22 protein-coding genes are annotated in these 26,063 nt (G+C 54.2%); 18 read left to right on the top strand and 4 right to left on the bottom strand.

All coding sequences use genetic code 11. The features are described 5' to 3' along the window. Positions 1–24: 24 nt before the first annotated feature. The 10 genes from BM395_RS09175 to BM395_RS09130 all read left to right on the top strand — a co-directional run bounded on the left by BM395_RS09175 (position 25) and on the right by BM395_RS09130 (position 10,740). A complete protein-coding gene (locus BM395_RS09175) occupies positions 25–495 on the top strand; it encodes a carboxymuconolactone decarboxylase family protein (protein WP_244528959.1) in 471 nt (156 codons plus the stop codon). A 138-nt stretch (positions 496–633) separates the two neighbouring features. Next, positions 634–1,911 carry a cytochrome P450 gene (locus BM395_RS09170; protein ID WP_090510857.1) on the top strand — a complete coding sequence of 426 codons (1,278 nt, stop codon included), beginning with the start codon at positions 634–636 and terminating at the stop codon, positions 1,909–1,911. A gap of 274 nt (positions 1,912–2,185) precedes the next feature. After that, entirely contained in the window at positions 2,186–3,493 is a 1,308-nt protein-coding gene (locus tag BM395_RS09165) for an amidohydrolase family protein (protein ID WP_090510855.1), read from the top strand. 109 nt (positions 3,494–3,602) lie between these two features. Continuing rightward, complete coding sequence (locus BM395_RS09160; protein WP_090510852.1) at positions 3,603–4,751, top strand: acyl-CoA dehydrogenase family protein; 1,149 nt, start codon at positions 3,603–3,605, stop codon at positions 4,749–4,751. Next, positions 4,751–5,827: an acyl-CoA dehydrogenase family protein gene (locus BM395_RS09155; protein WP_090510847.1), complete on the top strand. Its 1,077-nt coding sequence runs from the start codon at positions 4,751–4,753 to the stop codon at positions 5,825–5,827. Before BM395_RS09160 ends, BM395_RS09155 begins: the two co-directional genes overlap by 1 nt. Beyond that, positions 5,824–6,624 carry a crotonase/enoyl-CoA hydratase family protein gene (locus BM395_RS09150; protein ID WP_090510844.1) on the top strand — a complete coding sequence of 267 codons (801 nt, stop codon included), beginning with the start codon at positions 5,824–5,826 and terminating at the stop codon, positions 6,622–6,624. Before BM395_RS09155 ends, BM395_RS09150 begins: the two co-directional genes overlap by 4 nt. Before the next feature lie 40 nt (positions 6,625–6,664). Continuing rightward, positions 6,665–7,789, top strand: coding sequence for an acyl-CoA dehydrogenase family protein (locus tag BM395_RS09145; protein WP_090510838.1), 1,125 nt, complete (start codon positions 6,665–6,667; stop codon positions 7,787–7,789). Positions 7,790–7,813: 24 nt separating this feature from the next. Beyond that, positions 7,814–8,104: an alpha/beta fold hydrolase gene (locus tag BM395_RS23575; RefSeq protein ID WP_244528958.1), complete on the top strand. Its 291-nt coding sequence runs from the start codon at positions 7,814–7,816 to the stop codon at positions 8,102–8,104. Positions 8,105–8,548: 444 nt separating this feature from the next. Next, positions 8,549–9,751 (top strand): MFS transporter, encoded by a 1,203-nt coding sequence (locus BM395_RS09135; RefSeq protein ID WP_090510836.1) that lies wholly within the window; start codon positions 8,549–8,551, stop codon positions 9,749–9,751. A gap of 131 nt (positions 9,752–9,882) precedes the next feature. After that, entirely contained in the window at positions 9,883–10,740 is an 858-nt protein-coding gene (locus BM395_RS09130) for a cache domain-containing protein (protein WP_090510833.1), read from the top strand. 778 nt (positions 10,741–11,518) lie between these two features. Here the strand turns inward: BM395_RS09130 and BM395_RS09125 are convergent. The 4 genes from BM395_RS09125 to BM395_RS09110 form a co-directional block, all read right to left on the bottom strand. Beyond that, on the bottom strand, positions 11,519–12,784 hold the full coding sequence (locus BM395_RS09125; protein ID WP_090510830.1) for an MFS transporter: 1,266 nt from the start codon (positions 12,782–12,784) through the stop codon (positions 11,519–11,521). A gap of 58 nt (positions 12,785–12,842) precedes the next feature. Continuing rightward, entirely contained in the window at positions 12,843–13,901 is a 1,059-nt protein-coding gene (locus BM395_RS09120; RefSeq protein ID WP_090510827.1) for a sugar phosphate isomerase/epimerase family protein, read from the bottom strand. 120 nt (positions 13,902–14,021) lie between these two features. Further along, entirely contained in the window at positions 14,022–15,521 is a 1,500-nt protein-coding gene (gene pdxR / locus BM395_RS09115) for a MocR-like pyridoxine biosynthesis transcription factor PdxR (protein WP_090510824.1), read from the bottom strand. 115 nt (positions 15,522–15,636) lie between these two features. Next, positions 15,637–16,575 carry a LysR family transcriptional regulator gene (locus BM395_RS09110; protein WP_090510820.1) on the bottom strand — a complete coding sequence of 313 codons (939 nt, stop codon included), beginning with the start codon at positions 16,573–16,575 and terminating at the stop codon, positions 15,637–15,639. A 157-nt stretch (positions 16,576–16,732) separates the two neighbouring features. Here BM395_RS09110 and speB point away from each other — a divergent pair, with 157 nt between their 5' ends. The 8 genes from speB to BM395_RS09075 all read left to right on the top strand — a co-directional run bounded on the left by speB (position 16,733) and on the right by BM395_RS09075 (position 25,987). Then, positions 16,733–17,719, top strand: coding sequence for an agmatinase (speB, locus tag BM395_RS09105; RefSeq protein WP_090510818.1), 987 nt, complete (start codon positions 16,733–16,735; stop codon positions 17,717–17,719). A gap of 2 nt (positions 17,720–17,721) precedes the next feature. Then, positions 17,722–19,230 carry an aldehyde dehydrogenase family protein gene (locus BM395_RS09100; protein WP_090510815.1) on the top strand — a complete coding sequence of 503 codons (1,509 nt, stop codon included), beginning with the start codon at positions 17,722–17,724 and terminating at the stop codon, positions 19,228–19,230. Between the two features lie 81 nt (positions 19,231–19,311). Continuing rightward, on the top strand, positions 19,312–19,485 hold the full coding sequence (locus BM395_RS23325) for a hypothetical protein (RefSeq protein WP_170860569.1): 174 nt from the start codon (positions 19,312–19,314) through the stop codon (positions 19,483–19,485). Between the two features lie 3 nt (positions 19,486–19,488). Then, positions 19,489–20,958, top strand: a complete 1,470-nt coding sequence (locus BM395_RS09095) for a purine-cytosine permease family protein (RefSeq protein WP_090510814.1) — start codon at positions 19,489–19,491, stop codon at positions 20,956–20,958. A 3-nt stretch (positions 20,959–20,961) separates the two neighbouring features. Further along, positions 20,962–22,650, top strand: a complete 1,689-nt coding sequence (betA, locus tag BM395_RS09090) for a choline dehydrogenase (protein WP_090510810.1) — start codon at positions 20,962–20,964, stop codon at positions 22,648–22,650. A gap of 363 nt (positions 22,651–23,013) precedes the next feature. Continuing rightward, a complete protein-coding gene (locus tag BM395_RS09085; protein WP_090510807.1) occupies positions 23,014–23,994 on the top strand; it encodes a quinone oxidoreductase family protein in 981 nt (326 codons plus the stop codon). A gap of 14 nt (positions 23,995–24,008) precedes the next feature. Beyond that, on the top strand, positions 24,009–24,857 hold the full coding sequence (locus BM395_RS09080) for a TauD/TfdA dioxygenase family protein (protein ID WP_090510804.1): 849 nt from the start codon (positions 24,009–24,011) through the stop codon (positions 24,855–24,857). Between the two features lie 77 nt (positions 24,858–24,934). Then, positions 24,935–25,987 carry a beta-keto acid cleavage family enzyme gene (locus tag BM395_RS09075; protein WP_090510801.1) on the top strand — a complete coding sequence of 351 codons (1,053 nt, stop codon included), beginning with the start codon at positions 24,935–24,937 and terminating at the stop codon, positions 25,985–25,987. The last annotated feature ends 76 nt before the right edge of the window (positions 25,988–26,063 follow it).

Raw genomic sequence — 26,063 nt, 5'->3', positions numbered from 1 at the left:
TTACCACTGGTGCCGGTAGCAGCCATGTCGATCGCTTTGCAAGAGGCGATCGAACGTGGTACTCGCAGCCGAATGCTCAGCTCTTCGACGCCGGTGCAAGTGTGGGCGCACCGGCCTAACGTAGCGCTGGCATGGCTTGAATTGATGCAGAGTCTGCACAGCAACAGCTTGCTGGATGAGCGCCTGCGCGAATTGGTACGGCTAAAAATTGCCAGTATCACGACCTGTCAGGCGTGTCAGTTGGCGCGTAAATCTGATGCAGTAAACGAGCAAGACATCGCTTGCCTTGCCACTAATAGCGATCATTTTACGTCTAGTGAACAGGCTGCTCTGCATTATGCGGAGCTCTTTGCCAGCGATTACATGGCCATAGGCGATGAACATTTCGCTCGCCTTGCCAGCTACTTTTCCACCGAGCAGGTGGTTGAGTTGGGGCTGTTTTGTTCACTAATGCTGGCAGGCGGCCGCATGACCCTAGTACAACAGGCGTATTAGATGGTTTGTGACAATTAATAGTTGGTCAAATTATCAGTTAACGTTCAATATCGATACTTAAAGACTGAGTGACTGCCGTCAATCGTGTACTTCCTTCAGGCTTAATCAAAAATAATGACAATAACAGCGGAGACGATCATGTCGACACCAGAACAGAGTGACCTGGCCAAGGCATATACCGATGTGGCCAGCAACTATCGCGGTACTAGCGATGTTGACCTGCACGCGATTTACCGTGAAATGCGGGCCAATTCACCGGTGCTGCAAGAAAATTTCATGGCCCGTCTTGGCGTCCCTTCGATCGCTGGGCTAGATGTAAATCGGCCGACCTTCACCTTGTTCAAATACGACGATGTGATGGCCGTGATGCGCGATGCCGGCACATTCACCAGCGGCTTCATTGCGGAGGGGTTGGGTGCGTTCTTCGATGGTTTGATTCTTACGGCCATGGACGGTGACGCACACAAAAATATCCGCAACATGCTCCAGCCAGTGTTTATGCCGGAAACGGTTAACCGCTGGAAAGAAACCAAGATTGACCGGGTGATCCGTGAGGAGTACATCAAGCCAATGGTGCCGAGCAAAGGCGCCGACCTGATGGACTTTGCGCTGTATTTCCCGATCCGCGTTATTTACTCGCTCATTGGTTTTCCAGAGGATCGTCCTGAGGAAATCGAGCAATACGCTGCCTGGGCTTTGGCCATTTTGGCTGGCCCTCAGGTCGATCCAGAAAAAGCTGCCGCCGCGCGTGGCGCCGCTATGCATGCCGCTACGGCACTGTATGACGCGGTCAAGGTGGTGGTCGCGGAGCGCCGTGCAGAAGGTGCCTCGGGCGATGACCTGATTAGCCGCCTGATTCGCGCCGAATATGAAGGGCGTTCGCTGGATGACCACGAAGTAGCAACATTCGTGCGTTCGTTGCTGCCGGCGGCCAGTGAAACCACAACGCGCACCTTCGGCACATTGATGTCGTTGTTGTTGCAAAACCCTGATGTGCTTGAGCGTGTACGTAACGACCGCAGCTTGGTCAATAAAGCTATTGATGAGGCGGTACGCTTTGAACCGGTTGCCACATTTAAAGTACGCCAGGCGGCAAAAGACCTAGAAATTCGCGGTGTGCCAATTCCCAAAGGCGCGATGGTGCAATGTATCGTTACGTCAGCCAATCGTGATGAAGATGCCTTCGACAATCCCGAGGTGTTTGATATCGATCGCAAGCCAAAACCCTCGTTTGGTTTCGGCTTTGGCCCGCACATGTGCATTGGCCAGTTTGTGGCTAAAACTGAGATCAACTGCGCGCTGAACGCGATTCTTGATCTGATGCCAAACATCCGCCTCGACCCGGCCAAGCCTGGTCCGCAGATCGTTGGCGCACAGCTGCGCGGGCCGCATTACCTGCATGTGCTGTGGGATTGATAACAACAACCGCGTAACCAAGAGCCGCCTGTGATAGGCGGCTTTTTTATGGGCGTGGACTTATCGACGGTGTGGTTGGCCGTCACCCGCAGGCTAGCTGCGGTCCGTGGCGGTGCTGAGTTCTCTCAAATAGGGTGTGTGTGCAGTTGTTGGTGTAGAGATTTGTGGTGCTCTACGAATAAAGATGAACAGAATCAAATTATCTGTTTAAATTACTATCTATCTGCACTATGATTCAGCCACAACAACAAGCCCGAATGCGAAGGGGAAAACAATGAAAGTTGAAGATCTGATTCTTGTCAGCGTCGATGACCACGCGATCGAGCCGCCGAATGCTTTTGCTCGTCATATGCCTGAGCGCTTCAAGGGGCGTGAGCCTCATGTGGTGAAGAAGGGTGACCGTGATGTATGGGTGTTTGAAGAGCAAGCCACCGGTTACATGGGGCTTAACTCGGTAGTCGGCCGTCCTAAAGAGGAATACGGCATGGAGCCGTTGGGCTACGACCAAATGCGTCGTGGTACCTGGAACATCAAAGACCGTGTCGACGACATGAACGCCAACGGTGTATTGGGTTCGCTGTGTTTCCCGACATTCCCGGGCTTTGCTGGTCAACGTTTTCAAGTGCACCCTAATCGTGACGTTTCCATGGCCGCGATTCAGGCCTATAACGACTGGCACTTGTACGACTGGTGCAATGCCGCGCCAGGTCGTTTTATCCCGTTGATGATTGTGCCGTGGTGGGATATGAAAGCCGCCGCTGCTGAAGTTGAGCGCCTGGCCAAGCAGGGCGTGCATGCTTTGTCGCTGTCGGATAACCCGACGGTTCACGGCTACCCATCGATCCACAGTGATTATTGGGATCCGCTCTGGAAGGCCTGTAGCGATAACAAGGTGGTGATTTGTTGCCACATTGGTACCGGCGTAAAAGCCAGTCACGCCTCTGATCTGTCGCCAATCGACGCGTGGATCACCTCAATGCCGATCTCTATCGCTAACTCAGCAGCAGATTGGATTTGGGCGCCGATGTGGAAGAAGTTCCCAGATCTGCGTATGGCGCTGTCCGAAGGCGGTATCGGTTGGATTCCTTACCTGCTGGAGCGTGCGGACTTCACGCACCGCCACCACAACGCCTGGACCAACTCGAACTTCGGCGGAAAAATGCCAAGCGACATCTTCAATAAGCATTTCATTACCTGCTTTATTGAAGACAACTTCGGCCTGCAGAACCTGCACCACCTGAACGCCGACATGGTTACTTGGGAAAGTGATTACCCGCACTCCGACTGCACCTGGCCGCATTCGCCAGAAACTGCATGGGAAGGCTTGAAGCACTTGCCTAAGGACATGATCGATAAGGTCACGCACCTCAATGCAATGCGTGAATTCTCCTTCGATCCATTCGCCATTCATGGCCGCGAGAACTGCACCGTCGCCGCGCTGCGCGCCCAAGCTACCCATGTTATTACTGAGCCAGCACTGGGCTTGGGTGGGGCAGATCATGGTCGCCACGATGAAAAACCTGTGACATCGGGGGATATCAACGCAATGTTCGCCGAGGCGGACGCGCAAACCGCGTTGTAAGTTGCCGTGCCTCCCCCGGTTACCAGCATGGGTGACTGAGGGGCGGCTGCGGTTCCGTGTTCACCTCCCTTGAGGTGATTACACCAGTGTCCAGCGTTAGAGAGCGCCTATGCCCATCAGTCAATTTACCTACAGTCGCCTTCCCCCTGAAGCCGAAGTACTTCGGGTAGAGGTTCGCGAGTTTATACAGCAGACCCTGGCCGATTATCCGCCGACTTTGAGCGCACAATCTTGGATGGGATTTGACGCAGAGTTCAGCAAAAAACTCGGTGCCAAAGGGTGGGTCGGCATGGCGTTGCCAAAAGCCTATGGTGGTGCCGAGGCGGGCCCCTTTGCTCGGTATGTAATTATTGAGGAGCTGCTGGCAGCCGGTGCGCCGGTGTCTGCGCACTGGATTGCAGATCGGCAAAGTGGTCCATTGATCAATCGCTTTGGTACCGAAGCGCAAAAACAGCATTACTTGCCAGCTATTTGCCGCGGTGAAAGCTATTTTTGCATCGGTATGAGTGAGCCAAACTCCGGCTCTGATCTGGCCTCAATTAAAAGTAATGCGGTGCGTGATGGCGATAGCTGGGTGCTCAATGGGCAGAAGGTTTGGACCACCAACGCGCACCATTCTCATTACATGATTGCCTTGGTGCGTACCGGCGAAAAGCCAGCATCGCGCCATGACGGTATGTCGCAGTTTATTGTTGATCTCAGCTTGCCGGGCATTACGATTCGGCCAATCCGCGACTTAGCTGGCGGCGAGCACTTTAATGAAGTGTTCTTCGACAATGTCCGCGTGCCTGCCGATGCTCTGATTGGCGCAGAAGGTAAAGGCTGGGATCAAGTAACCGCGGAGCTGGCTTTCGAACGTAGCGGCCCGGAGCGTTTTCTTAGCTGTATGGCTCTGCTGAAGACCCTGATCGACGCCGTTGGCAAAGAGCCCAATGCCATGCAATCCCGCGAGATAGGGCGACTGTCGGCGAAGTTGCTGACGCTGCGCAATATGTCCTTGTCTGTTACCGCGCAGTTAGTGGCGGGGGAGCATCCAACTTGGGCGGCTTCCTGCGTAAAAGATTTGGGCAATGTGTTTGAGCAGGAACTTCCTGAAGTTGCCCAGTTGCTGCTGGAAACCGAACCACGCCAAGAAGGCGGCAGCGAGTATGCACGTGTGCTGGCCTATCTGACGCAAATGGCGCCTTCATTTTCACTGCGCGGGGGCACTCGCGAAATTCTGCGGGGCATCATTGCCCGTGGTCTGGGGTTGCGATAATGCGCGAACTATTTGAAGCGACTATTGAACGTCTATTCGCCGACATTGCTACGTCCCATTACGTACTCAGTTGTGAGGGAGGTGAGTGGCCGGCTGAGCTTTGGGCTGCATTGGAGGAGTCCGGCTTTGCCCTGGCCGGTGTTGCCGAGGACCTCGGCGGCGCTGAGGCCACCTGGGCAGACATGTATGTGCTGGTCCGCGCCGCGGGACGCTTCTCTGTGCCTGCGCCTCTGGGCGAGTCGTTGCTGGCTAACTGGCTGCTGAGCAAGGCTGGCCTGGAAGGGCACGCAGGGCCTTTGAGCATTGCTGCTAACTCGGTATTGGTTATTGATGATGAACGCATCAGCGGTATAGCTCACGCAGTGCCTTGGGGGCGAAGTGTCGATGCTATTGTGGCCATCGCCACGACCTTGGCTGAAGGCACGCCGCAGCTGGTGCTATTACAACGTAGCACTGCTGCGCAAGTAACCCAGAGTCTTAATGTGGCTGGCGAGCCGCGTGATGATTTGAGCTTCTCGGATGCCCTGGTACTGGCGCAAGCGGCTTTGCCAGTAGGGCTGGATGTTGATGTATTAGCGCAGGGCGGCGCAATGCTGCGCGCCGGCCAAGCTGCCGGTGCCCTGCACGCATTGCTGGATATGACCGCAGGTTATGCCCGTGAGCGGCAGCAATTCGGCAAAGCCATTGGCTCGTTCCAGGCTATTCAGCAGCAACTCGCGGTATTCGCAGAGCAAACAGCTGCGGCAGGTATTGCCGCCGAAGCGGCGTTTACTGAATCTGATAACGGCTTGGCTGCACTTACCATTGCAGCCGCCAAAATCAGTACCAGCGAAGCGGCCAGCGTTGCCGCCGGTATTGCTCATTCGGTACATGGTGCGATTGGTTTCACCGAGGAGTATCCGCTGCATTTGCTCACCCGCAGGCTGTGGGCTTGGCGCAGTGAATTTGGCTCGGCCAGCCTGTGGAGCCAGCGTCTTGGCCAACAGATTTGCTCAGGCGGCAGTGCGGGCTACTGGCCATTGCTGACCAGCCACGGTCAGCAACCTTTAAATAATTCAGCGAGTACGCCTCTATGAGCACATTCCTTCAGGTTGAGCGTGATGGTGGCATCGTCAGTGTGCGGATGAATCACCCAGATACGCGCAATGCCTTGACTACACCGGAGCAAATTCAAGAGTTTGTCGATCTCTGCGCGCAATTGCGCCGCGATCAATCGGTACGCGTCATGGTGCTCACCGGCAACGGCAGTGCGTTTTGCGCTGGTGGCAACGTTAAGGACATGCACGATCGCGCTGGTATTTTTGCCGGCTCGCCTTATGAGTTGCGCAATACCTATCGAGACGGCATCCAGCGGATTCCGCTGGCAATTTACGAGTTGGATATTCCAGTGATCGCGGCTGTAAACGGCCCGGCAATTGGCGCCGGGTTGGATTTGGCCTGCATGTGCGACATCCGTTTAGCGTCCAGCACGGCGCTATTTGCCGAGAGCTTTGTACGGCTTGGCATTGTGCCGGGCGATGGTGGTGCTTGGTTGTTGCCGCGCATTATCGGCGTGCCGAAGGCCAGCCTTATGTCTTTCACCGGTGACACCATTAACGCGCAAAAGGCTTTGGATTGGGGGCTGGTAGAGCAAGTGCTGGCGCCCGAAGCATTGATGGCGGAGGCGCTTTCGCTAGCGCAGCGGATTGCGAGCAATCCTGGGCATTCGCTGCGTTTGTGCAAACGCTTATTACGCGAAGGCCAGCATATGCGCCTGGATTCATTGCTGGAGTTGTCTGCGGCCTATCAGTCGTTGGCTCACCACACCCAAGATCACCAAGAAGCCGTCACAGCATTTGTTGAAAAGCGTAAGCCCGACTACCTCGACCGTTAGTGGCTAAGCGATAAGCCGAGAAAATTTTGGAGTAATCAAGATGCGCAGCGTTTTCCGTGAAGATCACAATATGTTCCGCGAGCAAGCGCGCCGGTTTGTTGACCGGGAGATCGTGCCGCACCTCCACGAGTGGGAAAAAAGCGGCATTGTGCCCAAAGAGGTTTGGTTGAAAGCAGGTGAGACGGGCTTGCTCTGTTCCACCGTTCCGGAAGAATACGGCGGCCCGGGCGGCGACTTTGGTCATTCCGCCGTGATGATCGAAGAACTGGCGCGGGCCAACGCCACAGCGGTTGGCTTTACCACGCATTCGGAGATCGTCGCACCCTATATTGTTGCCTACGGCAGCGAAGAGCAAAAGCTACGCTGGTTGCCGAAGATGGTGAGTGGGGAACTTATCGGCGTGATCGCCATGAGCGAGCCGGGCATCGGTAGCGATCTGCGTTCGATGCGCACGCTAGCGCGTGCTGAGGGTGATGATTACGTTGTCTCCGGGCAAAAAACCTTTATCACCAATGGTGGCAACGCAGGGCTTATTGTTACTGCAACCAAGCTTGATCCTGCCGCTAAAGAGCTCACTCTGATTTGTATTGAAGAAGACCGGCAAGGCTTTTCCAAGGGGCGTTTGCTGGAAAAAATCGGACTCAAGGGGCAGGACACCGCAGAACTCTTTTTCGATGAAGTACGCGTGCCTGCGAGCAATCGTCTGGGGGAAGAGGGTCAGGGTTTTAAGTACCTGACGCACCAACTGGCTTGGGAACGTTTGATTATTGCCATCCGCGCCGCACAATCGATAGAAACACTGCTACACGAGACTATTGACTATACCCGTGAACGCAAAGTGTTTGGCAAGCCGGTACTGGATTTCCAGAATACCCGCTTCAAGCTGGCCGAAGCCAAAGCGCAGTTCACCATGCTGCGGGTGTTTGTCGACGATTGCCTGAGCAAGGTAATGCGCGGCGATTTGGCCCCGGACGTAGCCGCGATGGCCAAACTTCTAGGCTCGGAAATGCAGGGTAAGTTGCTTGATGAGTTCCTACAGCTGCATGGCGGCTACGGGTTTATGAGCGAGTACAAGGTCAGCCGCGCTTGGGTTGATGCGCGGGTTGCGCGGATATACGGCGGAACCTCGGAAATCATGAAAGAAATCATCAGCCGGGCACTGTAATGAAGGCCGTTGCAGGGTTTGCGTATGACTGATTTGGTTCTATTGCATGGTGGCAAGCACGGTTCGTGGTGCTGGGCACCCTTTATTGCTGCAATGGAGCAACACCCCGGCAAGTTCGAGTGGATTCTCACGCTGAATATGCCGGAGTGTGGTCAAAAGCGCGTTCGCGATGTTGCGGCTCTGCAACTAAGCGATGTGGTTGCCGAGCTTAACCAAGATCTGCATGAGTTAGGCGTGAGCCAAACCGTGCTACTTGGCCACTCTATCGCCGGTGCAGTCAAGCCGATGATCGTGACCGCCGCCCCAGATTTGTAGGCTCATGTGGTGCATTTGACCAGCGCGTTTCCCGATGAAGGGCAGTCTATCTTGGCCTTGTTCGGCCACACACTACATGGCCAAAAAACTGAACATGTCGGCTGGCCTTTGGATTTCATCAAGGCCAGCCCGTAAGAGATGGCTATGGCAGTGTTTGGCCAAGATATTAGCGAGCAGACCCTTGGCTGGTTATTAAGCGAAATTAGCCAGGATTCGACTGCACACTGCGTGTTCAGTGAACCGGTTCTTGGGCCAATTATCCGGGGGATATTCCCGTTATCGACATCATCAAATTCCGCGATGATATTTTGCCTGGGCCGTGGCTGCGCCGTTTTCCCAAAGAGCAGGGGCGAGCTAGGTACAAGAAATTGACACCCCCCATAAGTTGTTCATCTCCAATCCACAGTTGCTTGCGGATGGGATACTTGGAGTCGAGTTGAGAATTTGAAGGGCGATACCAGTGCTGTACATGGCGGCGAAAGTCAAACCGCTCGAGTCAATTTGCTGATTCTGTCGATTATCGTCTTCAACTTTGTTTCCTTTGTGTGCAATGGCTTACCGCTTGCTGTGCTCCCGGGCTACGTGCTCAACGAGCTAGGCTTAACATCGATTTGGGCCGGTATAGTGATTAGCGTGCAGTATTTTGCCACGTTGATTGCGCGGCCGTTGGCCGGCAGTGTGGCGGATCGATATGGCGCCAAATACTCGGTGATGTGCGGCTTTAGCGGTTTCATTCTTAGCGGCGTCTGCACCGCGTTTGCAGTTCTGCTACACACCGAGGTTTGGCTCTCCGTGGCTTTATTACTAGCGAGTAGGCTGATTCTGGGCGCATCAACCGCAATGATTTCCACGCCGTGCTGCACCTGGGCGATTGGCCTTTGTGGCGCGTCACGCACAGCGCAAGTGATGTCCTGGAATGGTATTGCCGCTTATGGCGGCACAGCGTTGGGCGCCCCGCTAGGGGTGTGGTTGCTGCATCAATTTGGTGTTGCCAGCATTGGTTTTTTTACCGCAATGCTTGGCTGCATATTTGTGCTGGTTGCGTTCAGCAAGAATGCAGCGCCGTTAGTGGCTGGCGTGCGGCTGGCATTTCACCGCGTATTGTTTGCGGTAATGCCCAACGGGCTGGTACTGGTGTGTAGCTCTGTTGGCTATGGTGGCATCACCGCTTTTATTGCGCTGTATTTCGATAGCTTGGGCTGGGAGCACGCTGCGTATTGCCTAACTGCATTCGGCACAGGCTTTATCGTCGCTCGATTAGCAACGCCAGGCGTACTGAGCAGGTTCCGCGGCTACAAAGTTGTTGCTGTCTGCATGCTGGTGCAGAGCGTGGGATTGCTGTTGGTCTGGCTTGGTCCGTCGCCAGCATTAGTCATTGCTGGCAGCGCGCTGACTGGCGTTGGTGTGTCGTGGGTCTATCCGGGCCTGGGCGTCGAAACACTGGCAAGCACCCCAGAAGCAAACCGTAACTCGGCGCTTAGCGCACTTTCGTTGTTCTTTGACGTAGCCGTTGGCATGGCGGGACCAGTTATGGGTCTGGTCGCATCAGGTTTTGGCTATGCACAGGTATTCCTCTGCGCTGCCCTGATGTCGTTGGCAGGCTTAGTGCTCGTGCTTGGTTTGTACTTTAGAGCCAGCCGCCTTTGAAAGTACGGCTGGATATTGTGCTCTTGACAGCGCTAATAAAGAGGTCGCTGCAGGCGGTGTTTGTAACCCCCACGCTAGAACCGTTGAATTAATAATACATAGGCGAATAGCCTAAAGGGAGTCATACATATATGCGCATCATTAACTCAATAGGTTGTGCCTTGCTGCTGGTATTGGGCACTGTCGGTTTTGTCAGTGCAAGCACTGAGCAGGAAACCCAGGAAGCCAATGCCCAAAAGCTGTTACACAATGCTGTTGAGTACTACCGTATGCAGGGTGATGCGGCATTTGCTGCTTTTAGCCGCCAGGGAGAATTTATTGATGGTGAGCATTATGTCTTTGTTATCGATTCTCAGGGCATCATGCTGGCTAGTGGCGGGACTTCTGCGGTGTTGATTGGTCGCAATGTCATGAATACGCTTGAGCCTGACTTACGCCATGCATTGACCAGCGTGTTAGAGGGTGTCTCAGAAGGCAAGATTCACAGTGCCGAATATCGCTGGATGAATGCTCAAGACGGACGTGTTGAGCGCAAGAAGGTTTATTTTCAGCGTGAAGACGACCGAATAATTGCCGTTGGCCTGTATCTGCCTAGAGCCACCGCACAGCAGGCCGAAAATTTTGTGGATCGTGTCGTGCTAGCAATGGAGAAAGACCCACAAGCCACGATACAAGCAATCAATGAACTATCCGCAGAGTTTCATGAGGACGACCTGTACGCTTTCATTATTGACTTGAAGAACAAGCGCTATGTCGCCCACGGCTATAATCAGCGCCTGATCGGGGCTGATTTTTCAACCATCAACGACACTCAGGGTAAGCCCGTCGGCGCGCCGATACTAAAACTAATGGCCACAGCTGAGCGTGGTGATTATGACTACCTCTGGAAGAACCCGGTTACCGGGAAAATCGAAGACAAACATGCCTTGCTTCGCAAGGTTGATCACTATCTTGTAGCAGTCGGTTATTACAGTAAGCCTCGGGATTGAATCAGTTATTTAGCTATCTTGGACATCCGTGATCGACCGTGTGCCGCTTTGCGACTCTCTGGCAATGAATCGCCCCTGGTTTCGTAGACGTTTACACGCCTCAGCTGGAGCCTGATAAGGCTGCGGGAATCTGCTTTTGGCCAATAGCGGCTTGTGCAGAAGAGCCGTAAACCAGCCAGCAGCTGTCGATCAAGAATAACCAAGACCCTACGTGCCAGGGGCTTTAATTTAGATGCGCGATAGCTAGAGATTTTTTGGGCAGAATTTGGGCAAAAATGAGGCCGCCTTGGGCCTTTCTAGACCGTTAAGAAATTCCTACTTCTTGGTTTTCTGCGGTCTGCAGCGGTATACAGAGTTTACTACTAGCGTTCAAATCCCTATCTTCCCGCCACTATTCAATACTTAAACCCCTGAAATGCTTAGCGTTTCGGGGGTTTTTGTTTTTCTGGGCATGCAATGTGTCGAAGGCTGGCAGGCGCAAAATTGGTGCAGCGGAAATTTTGTGCCTCAGTTCTAGTCTAGCAGTAGCTGTAACTCACCATGGACCTAACTTGATCGAGTCCTGAGCTTAAATACGGCCTGTAATCCAACGACGATTGAATAGCGTTAATCGCTCGATGTTGCGCAATTTGTGCTGCTGGACATTGAATTGACGGTCTACGCGATTTAACAGGTTAGCCGTATTGAAAATTAGTGTCTGCCGTTCAGTCAGGAGTAGAGCATTCATTCGACTGGAGAGGCAGATTAAGGTCTGGCCTCTCCAGTATCTGTTGCGTTATCAGCTTTGCGCTACAGCGTTCTCGTCGACAACTGCGACTTTGCTTCGGGTTGCGCGGCACAGTTGGCTGGAGACGATGAAGCCAATAATGGCCAATATACTCATCAAGCTAAACACGTAGTTGTAACCGGTTTGTCCTGGGAATTTATCGAGGATTGCGCCGTAGATAACGTAGGCGAACATGCCGGGGGCATAACCGATGAGGCAGCCAATTCCAAAAGCAGAGCCGGTGATGTGGCGAGGGATATTGACTTCTCCCATTGGTGCCCAGAACACCCCACGCATCGAGAACACGATAAGCGCAAAGGAGAGGGTGGCTGCCATCGCGGCATAAATGAAGGTATGGCTTTTGGGAATCAGGACGATGATTGCCATAGTTGGAAGCAGTGCCAAGAACGCCCACTTCAAATATCGGCTTGAGCTTTTGAAATGCTTGTCGGCAATAAACCCACCTGACGGACCGCCCAAAACTTTCAAGAAGTATTGGTTGATAATGCCGTAAGCACCTACCAACGCTACGGGCAGTTCGTACATGTCCTTTAGATAAGGGATGAAATATGTCAGGCCGCAATAGACGATATACACCATGAACACGTTGAGGCTGACCAGCCAGATGCCTGGAACCTTAATTGCCTCGAACAGATTTGCCATGCTGTTTTGCGGCGTCGTGGGTGCGTAGGTTGCATTGTCCTTAAGTAGGAGCCAGGTCAGAGTGCCTGCCAGGATGTCGATAACCGAATAAAAAATAATGGCTGACTTCAAGCCTTCAGCACCTGAGCCCATGGCTACGAAGACACCCAGAGCCGAGAATGCAACGAGGGTGTCCACAACACCACGTCCGCCCTCCAGAAAACCGAAGAGCCTTCCCTGTTCGTTATCATTCCCAAGGTTGCGGATGGCTTTAAGCAGTGCGGGCCAGAATATGCAGTCTGCACATACGGCAAGCAGGCTGAATACAACCATGAGACTGTTAAATGGCGGAAAGGTCGCGAGGTAAAGACCCAGGCTGCCCGTTCCGATCAGGCCAATAGGGATTAGCTTGCGAGTATCAAACCGGTCTGCAAGTACGCCACCCAAAACAAAAAGGGCTGTCGCGATGATCGCATTGGCACTCAGTAACATACCTATTTCAGTGTGGGTTAAGCCCATGTATTCCTGCATGGGTACATAGAAGGCGTCCTTCAAGTTCGCCAGCTTGTAGATCGTTCCACCACCGATTACTAATACAAGGAATCTTAGCCATTTGGCCTTATCACGTGCTGTCATTATTATTCTCCAGTCGAAATGGGATTAACATTGCCGATTGCGGTGTCACGCCAGCGGTTTACTCGCTGGCCAGTGATAACTCGGCTAAGGTGCGAAACTCGTTAAGAAGCCCGCGCACGTAGGTAATCTGGTTATTCGCCCAGCGGTGCTCATCCGCCATCATCTGCTCGAGTGAGTAACCACACGGGAGTGGGGTCTCGCTCATTTCTCGGTAAGCAATGAAGGGGTCCTGAGCTTCATCGGACTGGCGGAAAGCCGGCGCTATATAGTGATTTTCCTGCTCCAGGATGAACGCAATGACTTGCGGGGATTGCTCTCCAAGGAGCAGTAACTCAAACATCATCCGCGCGTTGGGTAAGTCATCTTCAACACTTCCTTGCAGCACTCCGTAATGTCCGAAGCCATTGTTTTCAGGGACAATACGCACACCTTTGAGGTGGGTCTGACGGATATGCGGCGCGAGACTTTGCAAGGCTTCGAGTGGTGCCTCGTATGCGTTGATCATATTGCCGAAGTCGAAGAGCGCATGCAGGCGAGGGTGGTTGAGGCGGCTTAAGAGTTGAGCTATTTCAGTGCTTTTAAGTTCTTCATGCTGCTCAAAATCGAAGTACAGGTCGTGTGCATCAGCCTGTTTGGCGAGGTAGTGCAGGTCGGACTCAATCATGTCCATAACCCGTGACAAAGTGCCTTCGTAGCGGGAGTAGACGCGAATATTGCGAGTTCCTATCGCAGTAGCAATGGCGATTACTTGATCCACATCTTTTTTCAGCGTGCTGCTGATTTCAAGATGGACATCCAGCCCTAAGTGATTGGCTTTGTCCCTGAACGCCTGAAGCTGTTCCGGCGTCATTTGCGACAGACTATTTTCCTCACCATCGAGTAAGTGCAGGCTTAGGCCATGCAGTTCATTGCGATAGGCAAAGTCGAGTAAGTCGGCGGGTTTAAGCGCCCCGTGAGTCAGGTTGGTCAGCAAGGGGTACGCATGCGCAAAGAGGCGTACTTGTGCGAGCTTGTCGAGAAGTTGGTGGGCCAGTTGTTTGGTTAGTTCCGGAGGTGCTGCCGCATCTTCGGCTTTGTGGCGGAGCAAGACATTGAATCGTTCTTGTATTTTGTTCATTCGAATCGTTCCTAGTGCAGACACCGGGTCTACCGGCGCAGCCTTTATCGCGCCAGACAGGAACTCTCGATAGATCCATTAAAATTTAAATATTAAGACCACTTTTACTCCAGAGTGGTCTTAAACGTCATGCCCCATTTTGCGCAGCGCTAATACCAGTGCTGCCACCCGCTCTTCCGCCTGATCTTGCGGCACGCCGGCAAAGCCAATTAACAGGGCTGGGGGCAGATACGGTTGCAGGCAATAGTCGCTCAATGCATAGGTGTGAATGTTGTGTAGGCTAAGTTCTTTGGCGACTGTGTCGGCATTGAGGCTGGGCGGCAGCCAGGCGATGAGGTGCATTCCGGCGTCAACCGGGGCAACGGTAATGAAATCTCCCAAGTTTTTCTGAAGCTGTTCAAGTAATGCCTCCTGGCGTGCTTGATAAAGCGTGCGCATGCGGCGGATGTGGCCGAGAAAATGACCTTCGCGCATGAAGTCAGCGGTAACTGCTTGCAGTAAAGTCGGAGGGCTGCGGTCCATTACTGCGCGGATGGTGCACATGGGCTCGACCAGTGCAGGTGGCAGAATCACATAACCCAGGCGCAGAGAGGGATAAAGCACTTTGCTGAATGTCCCAACGTAGATCACCCGATCCCATTGATCCATTGCACAGAGTGCAGGGAGCGGACGGCCGCTGTAACGGAATTCACTGTCGCAGTCATCCTCAATAATCCAGCTGTGATTTCGAGCCGCCCAGTCAATGAGTTCCAGCCTGCGCGTATAACTCAAGGTTGTACCCAGTGGGTGCTGGCGCGAAGGCGTGGTGAAAACCAGTCGGGCATCGGGGCACTCACGCAGTCCTTGCTCGATATCGATCCCTTGTGCATCTATGCGCAATGGGACTATCTGGCAACCGTGGGCCTGAAAGGCAATCCGTGCTGCAATATGCCCCGGGTCTTCCATCCACACGGTATCTTGCGGATTGAGCAAGAGCATTCCGAGCAAATTGAAAGCTTGCTGGGCGCCGCTGACAATCACCACTTGCTCAGACGTGCAATCGATACCACGTGAGTCGAATACGTAATCAGCAATCGCCTTGCGCAACTCCTGCAACCCTTGTAATTCGCCATAGCCGAGCATGGCCTTGGAGGGTTTCTGCAAATGACGATTCATCAGTCGTTTCCAGGTATTTTGAGGAAACGACTCGTATGTGCTGTGGCTGGGTAGAAAGGAGGTTGGGCTTGCGGGGTTCCAATCAGCGTAAGAGATGCCTTGGAAATGGTTGCTGCGCATGGACAGCAGTGATTGGCTCATCGTGGACAGGCGTGGTGGCTGCTGCTGGATACCATTTTCGGCGATTGCGCGACTGTCCCACTCGCTGTCTACATAAGTTCCGGCGCCACTGCGTGAGGCCAGAAAACCTTCAGCTGTCAGTTGGTCAAAGGCGTTGAGAATTGTGATGCGCGATAGTTCCAGCTCTTTGCTCAAAGTGCGGGTTGAAGGTAGCCGCGTTCCCCCTTGAAGCCTGCCCGTTAATATCTGTTTGCGAATCTGCAGGTAGAGTTGGCGGTACAGAGGCGTCGTGCTGGTACGGTCCAGTTCAACTCCAGACAACAGTAGGCCTGCTGGGGATTTCATCACATGCTCTTATAGGGCAGAAGTAGGGGGAGTATTAGCACCAGCCGGTCTGCAGATGCCAATGCACTTAGCGACTAAAGTAGTTTCACAGCGCTTTTGAAGCAAACGCGGACATTCAACTTTTATTGGCGAAGACCGTTGAGTCCAAGCCGTTTTGACGTGAACAGGCCGCCAGGTCCTCCAGGAATGCTTGAAGTATGGGTGGCGGAACAACCCCTCGGCGGCTGATGAGATCGAAAGGTGACATGAGCTGTAACTGGTTGGGGATTAGCTGGCGCATTTCACCATTTTTGACCCACTGCGCCGCAAAGTGTGTGGGCAGAAGGCCGATGTAAGCGCCTGAAATAATCAGAATGGCAGTCGCTTCGATGTTATCGACTGTTGCGGCCGCTTTGCTCACGCCCAACTGCTCCAAGTCATGCTGTTGCATATAGCCCCGAGCCACGATTCGACTTTCTGATATTTCCTTGAGCTGATCCGCGCCCTGGGCTTTGCTCGCGAACAGCGGATGGCGGCGACCGCAATACACGCCCAGTGCTTCCTGATAGAGCGATGAATAATGCAGGCCTGGCACGTGGATGGGGAAGTGGCCAACCGCCAGATGCAGGCGACCATCAAGTACCCGTTCTTCCAGCTCGGCAGGCGAACCGACGTAAACGTTGAGGTGCACATCATGCCCTCGGGATACAAAGCGCTGCGTGGTTCGCGGTATAGGCGAATCGGGATCACTGATGGTGCTATCGATTATGCCCAGATTGAGCTGGCCGCTGATGTCCTGTTTAAGTACGTCTGCATCCGAGCAAAAGTGCTCGACGGCGGCCAGCAAGCGCAGCGTCGCTTCATGAATGGCCACGCCTTGTTCGGTTAGTTGGAAGCCACTTCGGCCGCGCTGGCAGAGCTTCACCCCAAGCCGGGTTTCGAGGTGTGCCATCTGTTCGCTGATGGTTGATTGGCCTGCATTGAGCGCAGCCTGAGCTGCAGAAAACCCACCGCATTTAACGATTGCTGCAAAGACCCTGAGCAGTTTTAAGTCGACGTCATGCAGCTGAATCATTCAAGCACCCTCGCACTTTTATACATCGGATATGCCGATATAAGTATCTGATGTTGAGTATTTTTTCCACCCTAAGCTGCGCACATAGTCACTCCAACCGCAGAGGCCGATGAACGTCGTTCTCGCTCACAAGAACAACAGTTGGAGATGCCCGAGTATGTCGAGTAATAACTATGATTCCGGACGCCTGAATCTTCCGTTTGTGGGGCATTGCACCTTTGCCAAAGCGCCGGTGTGCACTGACTGGGATGCACTTGATGCCGACGTGGCGATCCTTGGTGCGCCCAATGACATGGGTACGCAGTGGCGCTCTGGTGCGCGTTTTGGGCCCCGTGGAATTCGCGAGGCTTCAACGCTGTTTTCGTTCGGTCATGCGGGTGCATATGACCATGAAGACGATGTCATGTACCTGACCGCAGCCGATGTGCGCATGGTTGACGTGGGTGATGCAGACATCGTCCATACCGATATGGCCAGCAGTAATGCCAACACTGAATTTGCAGTGCGCAAGATCCTGGATGCTGGCGCGATGCCCGTTGTTCTGGGTGGCGATCACTCAGTGCATGCACCCGTGATCAAGGCGTTCGAGGGGCGGGGGCCGATTCACATTATTCATGTTGATGCGCATCTGGATTTCGTCGATGAGCGCCACGGTGTCCGCTATGGCCATGGCAGCCCATTGCGCCGGGCCTCGGAGATGAATCACATCACCGGGATGACCCAAATGGGGATCCGCAACGTGTCCTCATCCAATCGTGATGATTATGACGCAGCACGTGATGCCGGCTCGCAGATTCTCTCGGTCCGTGACGTGCGCCGCCTCGGCGCGCAAGGCGTGCTGGACTTAATCCCAACTGGGGTTCCGTATTACATCACCATCGACATTGATGGCTTCGATCCATCGATTGCGCCCGGTACAGGCACGCCAAGCCACGGCGGTTTTCTCTACTACGAAATCCTCGAAATCATTCAACTGCTGGCCAAACGCAGCCAGGGCAACATCGTGGGCATGGATCTGGTCGAGGTTGCGCCTGCTTACGACCCGACCGGTATGACCTCAATTCTCGCCGCACAACTGCTGCTCAATAGCATCGGCTTTATTTTTCACGAGCGTGCACAGGCGCGCACTGCGCAGGGGGCATAACCATGGACGCGATTGTTAAGCAATATTTGCAAACCTATGGCATTAGTGAGGCCGCTCAGCGCTTTCTGAGCAAGGCGCAAAAAATGTTCATTGGCGGGGCTTGGGTCGACGGCAGTGACGGCGCCAGCGCAGAGGTGACAGAGCCTTCGACCGAAGGACTATTAACACACATTCCGATGGGCACAGTTGCAGACTTGGACCGTGCCGTCGCGGCTGCTCGTGAGCAGTTTGATGGTGGTGAATGGAGCGCGCTCAAGCCCGCAGAACGCGAGCGCTTGCTGCAACGCCTGGCCGATCTTATTGAGCTTAATGCGCATGAGTTGGCTGAAATCGAATCAATCGATATGGGTAAGTCGGTCAGCCAAGCGCTTGAAGTCGATATCCAGGGCACGATTGATACATTCCGTTATTTCGCTGGCTGGGCCACAAAAATTCACGGACGTACCGCAGAGCCCTCTCTGCCAGGCAACTATCTGGCATACACCCGAAAGGAGCCTGTCGGTGTGGTGGGCATCATTGTGCCGTGGAATTTTCCGCTGCAAACCATGGCCTGGAAGCTGGGCGCGGCGTTGGCCACAGGCTGCACAGTGGTGGTTAAACCGGCTGAGTTAACGTCCTTATCGGCACTGCGCTTTGCTGAGTTGGTGCAGGAGGCCGGGATCCCGGATGGTGTGATCAATATTGTGACCGGCCGTGGCAGCGTAGTGGGTGCAGCGATGGCGACCCATGCTGGCATCGACAAACTCAGTTTTACTGGCTCCACGCCTGTTGGCATTACGGTCGGCAAAACAGCTATGGATCAGATGAAGCGTTTGACCCTCGAGCTGGGCGGCAAGTCAGCCGTAATCGTTCGCGAAGATGCCGACATCAAGGCCGCCGCGCAGGCGGTAGCCAACGGTGTTTTCTTCAACTCGGGGCAGGTTTGTGACGCAGGAACCCGCGCCTATATTCACCGCAGTATCTATGCCCAATTTTTAGAAGAGCTGATCGCCTATACCCGCACATTGAAGGTTGCCCCCGGTTTAGATGCCGAGTGCTTTATCAGCCCGCTGGTGTCTGCACAGCAGCAGGCGCGGGTTCTGGAATACATCGAGGCAGGCAAGCAGGAAGGCGCACAAGTGGCGTATGGCGGCCAAGCAATCACCGGTCCCGGGTACTTTGTTGAGCCAACTATTTTCGCCAATTGCCGCAACGATATGCGCATCGTTCAGGAGGAAATCTTTGGTCCGGTGCTGGTGACTGCACCCTTTGACGAGGATGACGAAGCGGTGGAGCTGGCTAATGACTCTTTGTTTGGTCTGGCAGCAGCGATCTACTCGAACGATCTCGGCCGTGTTCACAGCCTGATACCGCGCCTGCGTGCCGGCTCTGTGTACGTTAACGCGCACAGCACCATTGATCCGTGCATGCCATTCGGTGGCTATAAGCAATCGGGCTTTGGCAAGGACTTGGGCGCAGAGCAGCTCGATTATCTGCTGGAAACCAAGGCGGTATGGATCACCCTGCCATGAGTTAAACCCCTCGGCATAACGCCATCGTTATGCCGAGACATAGCGTAACCAATAAGAAGAATTATACGAGGTTCAGGTCATATGAATACCGCAGCCGAAAACCTGAGGGCGCAGGACTTGGAAAAACGCATTCGCGTGTATGAGGAGATGGAGCTGGCAGATGAGTGGCCGGGTGCGCTCAGCGCCCTCGACTACACCGTGATAGTCCTGATGACGCTGGTATTGGTCGTCGGCTTCTACCTTTGGGGGTATTGAGCCATGGCAACGTCTGATTCGGTTGATTCTGGCCTTGAAGCCCAACGCGGAGATACGCCGTTGCTACCCAGTGAGCGGCTATGGGGATTTTGGGAGTTCACCTACGCCAATTCGGCGCTGGCCATTGCCACCTGGGCCTTTTTGATTGGCGGCGCAACTGCATTGTTTGTGGGCGTCACGGAAGGAATAGCGGCGATTGTAATCGGCAATATTCTGGGTGTCTTGCTGGCGTCTTTCGCCACTTGTGTGCCGTGTGGCAAGTACGGTACAGAGCAGTTTACCTTCTTGCGCAGCATGTTCGGCGGTAACGGCAGCCGCCTGGTTTATATCTTGGCAGTGGTGTTTCTGACCATGGGCTGGCTTGCCGTTCTGGGACTCATGTTCGGCCGTTCGATAGACGGGCTGACGGGGCTTCTGACTGAACATGAAGCTAACCCAACCGGCTCGCTGGTGCTGGTGTCAGGCTTGTTTGCAATTTTGCTGGCGGGCTTTGTTGTTGCCAAAGGTCCCACCTCGATCAAGGTATTCAACACCATCGTCGCGCCGGCGCTGGTACTGATCATGGGCGCCATGCTGTACATGGTGTTCAGTGATCACAGCATGGCGGAACTGCTGGCGCTGCCGGCACTCGATGCGCCATTCAGCGATAAACGCGTCAATTTCATGATTGCTGTTGAGGTCAATATGGCAGCCGGGCTGTCCTGGTGGCCGTATATCGGCAATCTGGCGCGGCTTAGCAAGAATCAGCGCACAGCATTCTGGCCCAACATTATCGGCATATTCGCCGCTGCGGTGCTGGGAGAGGTTGTCGGTTTGCTGGCATCTGCCGCATTAGGCAACAGTGACCCAACCATCTGGATGACCCACATCGGAGGCCTGGCATTTGGTGTCATCGCGCTGGGGTTTGTCGCATTTGCCAACATCACCAGCATGATCAACATCCTCTACACCTCGATTGTGGGCTTGCGTCAGTTGGCGGGAAAAACCTTCCGCGACATGAGCTGGACCCTGCTCGTGGTGATGTTTTGCGCTGTGCCGTTGTTGATTGTCAGCTTTGTGCCTGAAGTCTATGACAGCTTCTTCATATTCCTGGTGTGGACTTCGGCGTTGAACAGCGCGCTGGCAGGAATCGGAATCGCCGATTACTACTTCTTGCGGCAGCAGCGGATGAATCTGCGTCATCTGTATGCCAGTGAGGCGTTGTCACCTTATCGCTACTGGAAGGGCTTCAATCCGATTGGTTTATTCGCGCTGTTAGTGGGTGTTGGGGTGTACGTGTTCTTGTTCAATCCCCAGAGCCTGGCCAACGCGTCCTGGTTTCGTTTCATCTCCGCTTCCATTCCGTCTTGCCTGTTGGCCGGCGTGATCCATTTTGTGCTGACCAGGGCTTTTGCCGAGCGTTTAGGCTGGGGCGCCTATTCTCCGCGCGCTAAGCGTCAGCACGACTCTTTGAATTTAGATGCACAGGCTTGAGCCATGACTAAACGATACGATTACATCATTATTGGCGCGGGCTCTGCTGGGTGCGTGTTAGCCAACCGTCTGAGTGAAGACCCAAACACCTCGGTACTGGTGTTGGAGTATGGCGGCAGTGATCGCAGTGTGTTGATCCAGATGCCCAGTGCCTTCTCAATGCCCATGAACACCAAGAAGTACAACTGGCACTTCGAGACCGAGCCTGAACCCTTCCTCGATAACCGCCGCCTGCATTGTCCGCGCGGCAAGGTGCTCGGTGGGTCTTCTTCAATCAATGGGCTGGTTTATATCCGCGGGCACGCATCAGACTTCGACCAATGGCAATCATTGGGTGCTGAGGGCTGGGGTTATCGCAATTGCCTGCCGTACTTCAAACGTGCCGAGAATTACAAGTTTGGCGGCGATGATTACCGTGGCGAAGGGGGGCCGCTGAGCACCAATAATGGCAACAATATGCAAAACCCACTGTATGGCGCTTGGGTTGAGGCGGGCGTTCAAGCCGGTTACATCGAAACCAAGGATTGTAACGGCTACATGCAGGAAGGCTTTGGCGCGATGCACATGACGGTCAAAAATGGTGTTCGTTGGTCAACCGCCAACGCCTATTTACGACCTGCGATGAAACGTCCAAACCTGACCGTGATTACCCACGCAATGACGCGTCAGGTGTTGTTGGAAGGCAAGCGAGCTGTTGGCATTCTCTACGATCACGACGGCCAGACCCACACCGTGCATTGCAATCGCGAAGTGCTGCTTTCGACGGGGCCGATTGGCTCACCGCAGTTGCTGCAAATGTCCGGGATTGGCCCCGGTGAAGTGCTGCGCAACGCCGGTATCGAAGTGAAGCATGAGCTGCCCGGTGTCGGTGAAAACTTGCAGGATCACTCGGAAATTTATATCCAGTTCGCCTGCAAACAGCCGATCACTCTGAACAGCAAGATGGGCCTGTTAAGCAAGGCCATGATTGGCCTGCGCTGGTTGTTATTCAAAGATGGTCTGGGGGCCAGTAATCACTTCGAAGCGGGTGGTTTTATTCGCTCTGAGGTGGGGCTGAGCTGGCCCGATATTCAGTTTCATTTTCTCCCCGCGGCGATGCAGTACGACGGTGGCAAACCGCTGAAGGGCCATGGCTTCATGGTTCTGACCGGGCCGAATAAACCAACCAGCCGCGGTTATGTCCGTGTGCGTTCGGCAGACCCTTACACGCACCCGGAAATTGTCTTCAATTACTTACAAACTGAAGAGGACCGCGAGGGTTTCCGTCGTTGTGTGCGCCTGACCCGGGAGATTATTGGTCAGCCGGCAATGGATGCGTATCGCGATTACGAAATTGCTCCAGGCCCTGACGTTAACACCGATGAGGAGATCGATGCGTTTGTGCGCAAGAACATGGAAAGCACCATGCATCCTTGTGGTTCGTGCCGAATGGGCGAGGATGAAATGGCCGTGGTTGATTCAGCGCTGCGTGTACGCGGTATCGAAGGCTTGCGAGTTATTGATTCGTCAGTGTTTCCGACCGAACCCAACGGCAACCTGAATGCGCCGACGATCATGCTGGCCGAGCGCGCTGCTGATCTCGTCCGGGGCTTGCCGCCATTGCCGCCGGTTGATATTGAAGTTGGGCTTGCGCAGGGTTGGGAGTCCCGTCAGCGCAGCAATGCGCCCCTGCGCAAAGTCGCCAGCAGCTAACGCGCTTTGTAAAACCAGAGGGGTGTTGGTTTATACACGGCAACTAACCCTCAGCATTTCTCACAGTGAAACGAGGCCCGAGGTAAACGGGCCTCGTTTTTTTGTTTGTGGCTCGCAGCAAGCCTTTTAAAGCTATCTCTCAGCCACAAGCCATGCAGGGTTACGCCTGAGCGACGGCGTCCGCGACGTTTGCGCTGGCCCAGCTTGGGGCGTGATGCAGAGGCAGCGGTAACTCTGAACGGGTTTGTCATTAAATGAAAAGTCATTGTCGTTCGATGAGAAGCGGATGAAGCGTCTGGGCATTACATTTCAGTCAACGTATACGCCATAGGGCGTCCCGAGCGCAGATTGGAGATCAAGTAAATGCCAAAAGCCGTCCGCTTCTATAAAACCGGTGGTCCTGAGGTTATGCAGTACGAGGACGTGGAGGTTGGCGATCCCGGCCCAGGTGAAGTACGACTCCGTCAGGTTGCTGTGGGGCTTAACTATGCCGATACCTACTTTCGCAACGGCACGTACCCAATTCCAATGCCAAACGGCATGGGCGTTGAGGCCGCTGGTGTCGTAGAGGCAGTGGGTGAGGGCGTGAGCAATGTTTGTGTCGGGGACCGTGTCACTTACACCGGGTTTCTCAATACGCTCGGCGCCTATTGCACTGAGCGTCTGATCCCGGCCGCGCCGTTGATCAAACTTCCCGAGAGCATTTCATTCGAGACCGCAGCGGCCATGACCATGCGTGGTCTGACCTCCGCTTACCTGCTGCGGCGCATTCATGACTTCAAACCCGGTGACAGCATTTTATTGCACGCGGCTGCCGGCGGCGTTGGTCTGATTGTTTCGCAGTGGGCCAAGTTATTGGGTTTGCGCGTGATTGGTACCGTATCCAGTGACGCCAAGGGTGACATTGCCCGCGCACATGGTTGTGATCATGTGATCAATTACAGCCATGAAGATGTGGCCAAGCGCACGCGGGAGTTGACCGACGGGGTAGGCGTAAACGTCGTCTTCGACAGCGTAGGCAAGAGCACATTCATGGGTTCACTCGACTCGTTGAAGCGCCGCGGTCTGATGGTTTGTGTGGGCACGGCTTCAGGGCCAATTCCGGCATTCGACCCGGTACAGCTTGCAATGAAAGGCTCGCTCTATCTGACTCGCCCAGCACTGGCTGACTACATCGCCGATCCGGCGGAAAAGGCTGATCTGGCCGGCGAGCTGTTTGACTTGGTCGGCAGCGGCAAAATCAAAATCGAGATTAACCAGCACTACGGTTTGCAGGACGCCGTGCAGGCGCATCGTGACCTGGAGTCACGCAAGACCACAGGCTCTTCGATTTTCATCATTTAAGGAGATCATTAGTCATGCAAGTTGAACAACTGACCTGCAACATTGGAGCAGAGTTGCTGGGCGTTAATCTTGCCGATGCAATTCATGATGCTGGCCTGTTCGCTGAGATCCGCGCCCAATTGCTTAAGCATCGCGTGCTGTTTCTGCGAGATCAAGATATTAGCCGTGCTGAGCATGTAGCTTTTGCCCGCTTGTTTGGCGAATTGGAAGATCATCCCGTTGTCGGCAGCCATCCGGATCATCCCGGGCTGGTTCAGGTTTACAAGAGCCCGGAGAGCCCGATAGACCGCTACGAAAACTCATGGCATACCGATGCAACCTGGCGCGATGCACCTCCCATGGGTTGTGTGCTGCGCTGCGTTGAATGCCCGCCGGTTGGCGGTGACACGATGTGGGCCAACATGGTGGTGGCTTATGAGCGACTGCCGGCAGACGTAAAAGAAAAAATCGAAGGCCTGCGCGCGCGTCATAGCATTGAAGCGAGCTTTGGCGCGGCGATGCCAATCGAGAAACGTCTGGCGCTGAAAGCACAATATCCGGACGCAGAGCATCCCGTGGTGCGTACTCACCCTGAAACCGGTGAGAAGGTGTTGTTTGTTAACAGCTTCACCACTCATTTCACCAACTTCCACACGCCTGAGCGGATTCGGTTTGGCCAGGACTTCAGCCATGGCGCGTCGGAGTTGCTGCGCTATTTGGTCAGCCAGGCCTGTATTCCCGAGTATCAGGTGCGCTGGCGCTGGCGGCCCAACAGCATCGCTATCTGGGATAACCGCAGCACTCAGCATTACGCCGTAATGGATTACCCCGCCTGCCATCGCAAGATGGAGCGCGCTGGCGTGATTGGCGAAAAGACCTACTGAGCAGTCTGGCGGAAATTATCAAGCGCACAATCGCGCGCACTTAAGCCGTTTGGCAAAAATAAAAAAAGGAGACGAACATGCAGTTCTTCGATGATTCCCTGCACCCGGAAAATATGGAAAAGGTCGTGATTACCGTCGCACCTTACGGCCCGGAGTGGATGCCAGAAGACTTCCCGGAAGACATTCCGGTAACCATGGATGAGCAGGTACAGAAGGCGGTTGACTGCTATGAAGCGGGCGCTACTGTTCTGCACTTGCATGTGCGTGAGTTGGACGGCAAGGGGTCCAAGCGACTGTCTAAATTCAATGAATTGATTGCAGGCGTACGTGAGGCCGTACCCGACATGATTATTCAGGTGGGCGGTTCGATCTCCTTCGCGCCAGAGAGCGACGGTGAGGCTGCCTTGTGGCTGTCTGACGATACCCGGCACATGCTGGCGGAATTGTCACCCAAGCCGGATCAAGTCACCGTAGCGATCAACACCACGCAAATGAACATCATGGAGTTGCTCTATCCGGAGTATTTGGAAGGCACTTCCCTGGCAAACCCTGCCTATCAGGCTGCTTACAGTGAAATGACGGTTCCTGCTGGCCCTGCCTGGGTCGCCGAGCACCTCAAGCGCTTACAAGCCAGCAACATCCAGCCGCACTTTCAGCTGACGGGCATCCATGCCTTCGAAACCCTTGAGCGACTGGTGCGCAAAGGCATTTACATGGGGCCATTGAACCTGACGTGGATTGGCATTGGTGGTGGCTTTGACGGCCCGAACCCATTCAACTTCTTCAACTTCATTCACCGCGTGCCGGATGGCTGCACCTTGACCTCCGAATCGTTGCTGAAAAACATGTTGCCCCTCAATACCATGGCTCTGGCCATGGGCCTGCACCCTCGGGTCGGCACTGAAGACACCATTATCGATCAACACGGCAAGCGCTTCACTTCCGTGCAGCAGATCCAGCAAACGGTACGCATCGCTCATGAGTTGGGCCGTGAAGTTGCCAACGGTAAAGAAGCCCGTGAGATTTATCGCATTGGTGTGCAGTACTCAAGCATTGAGCAAACGCTGTTAGCCAACGGGATGGCTCCAAATCGCAAGCAAGGCCAGAAAGGCGTCCCGCAACGCGGCTGATGCTTAGCGCAGCAGGGGGCAGGCTCCTGCTGCGTGTTGAACAATATTCAAAACAATAAAAACGGGTGCAACACAC

It is taken from the genome of Pseudomonas marincola, from assembly GCF_900116605.1.
In the GTDB taxonomy this organism is placed as follows: Bacteria; Pseudomonadota; Gammaproteobacteria; order Pseudomonadales; family Pseudomonadaceae; genus Aquipseudomonas; species Aquipseudomonas marincola.
This window is presented reverse-complemented; position numbering and strand designations above follow the sequence as displayed.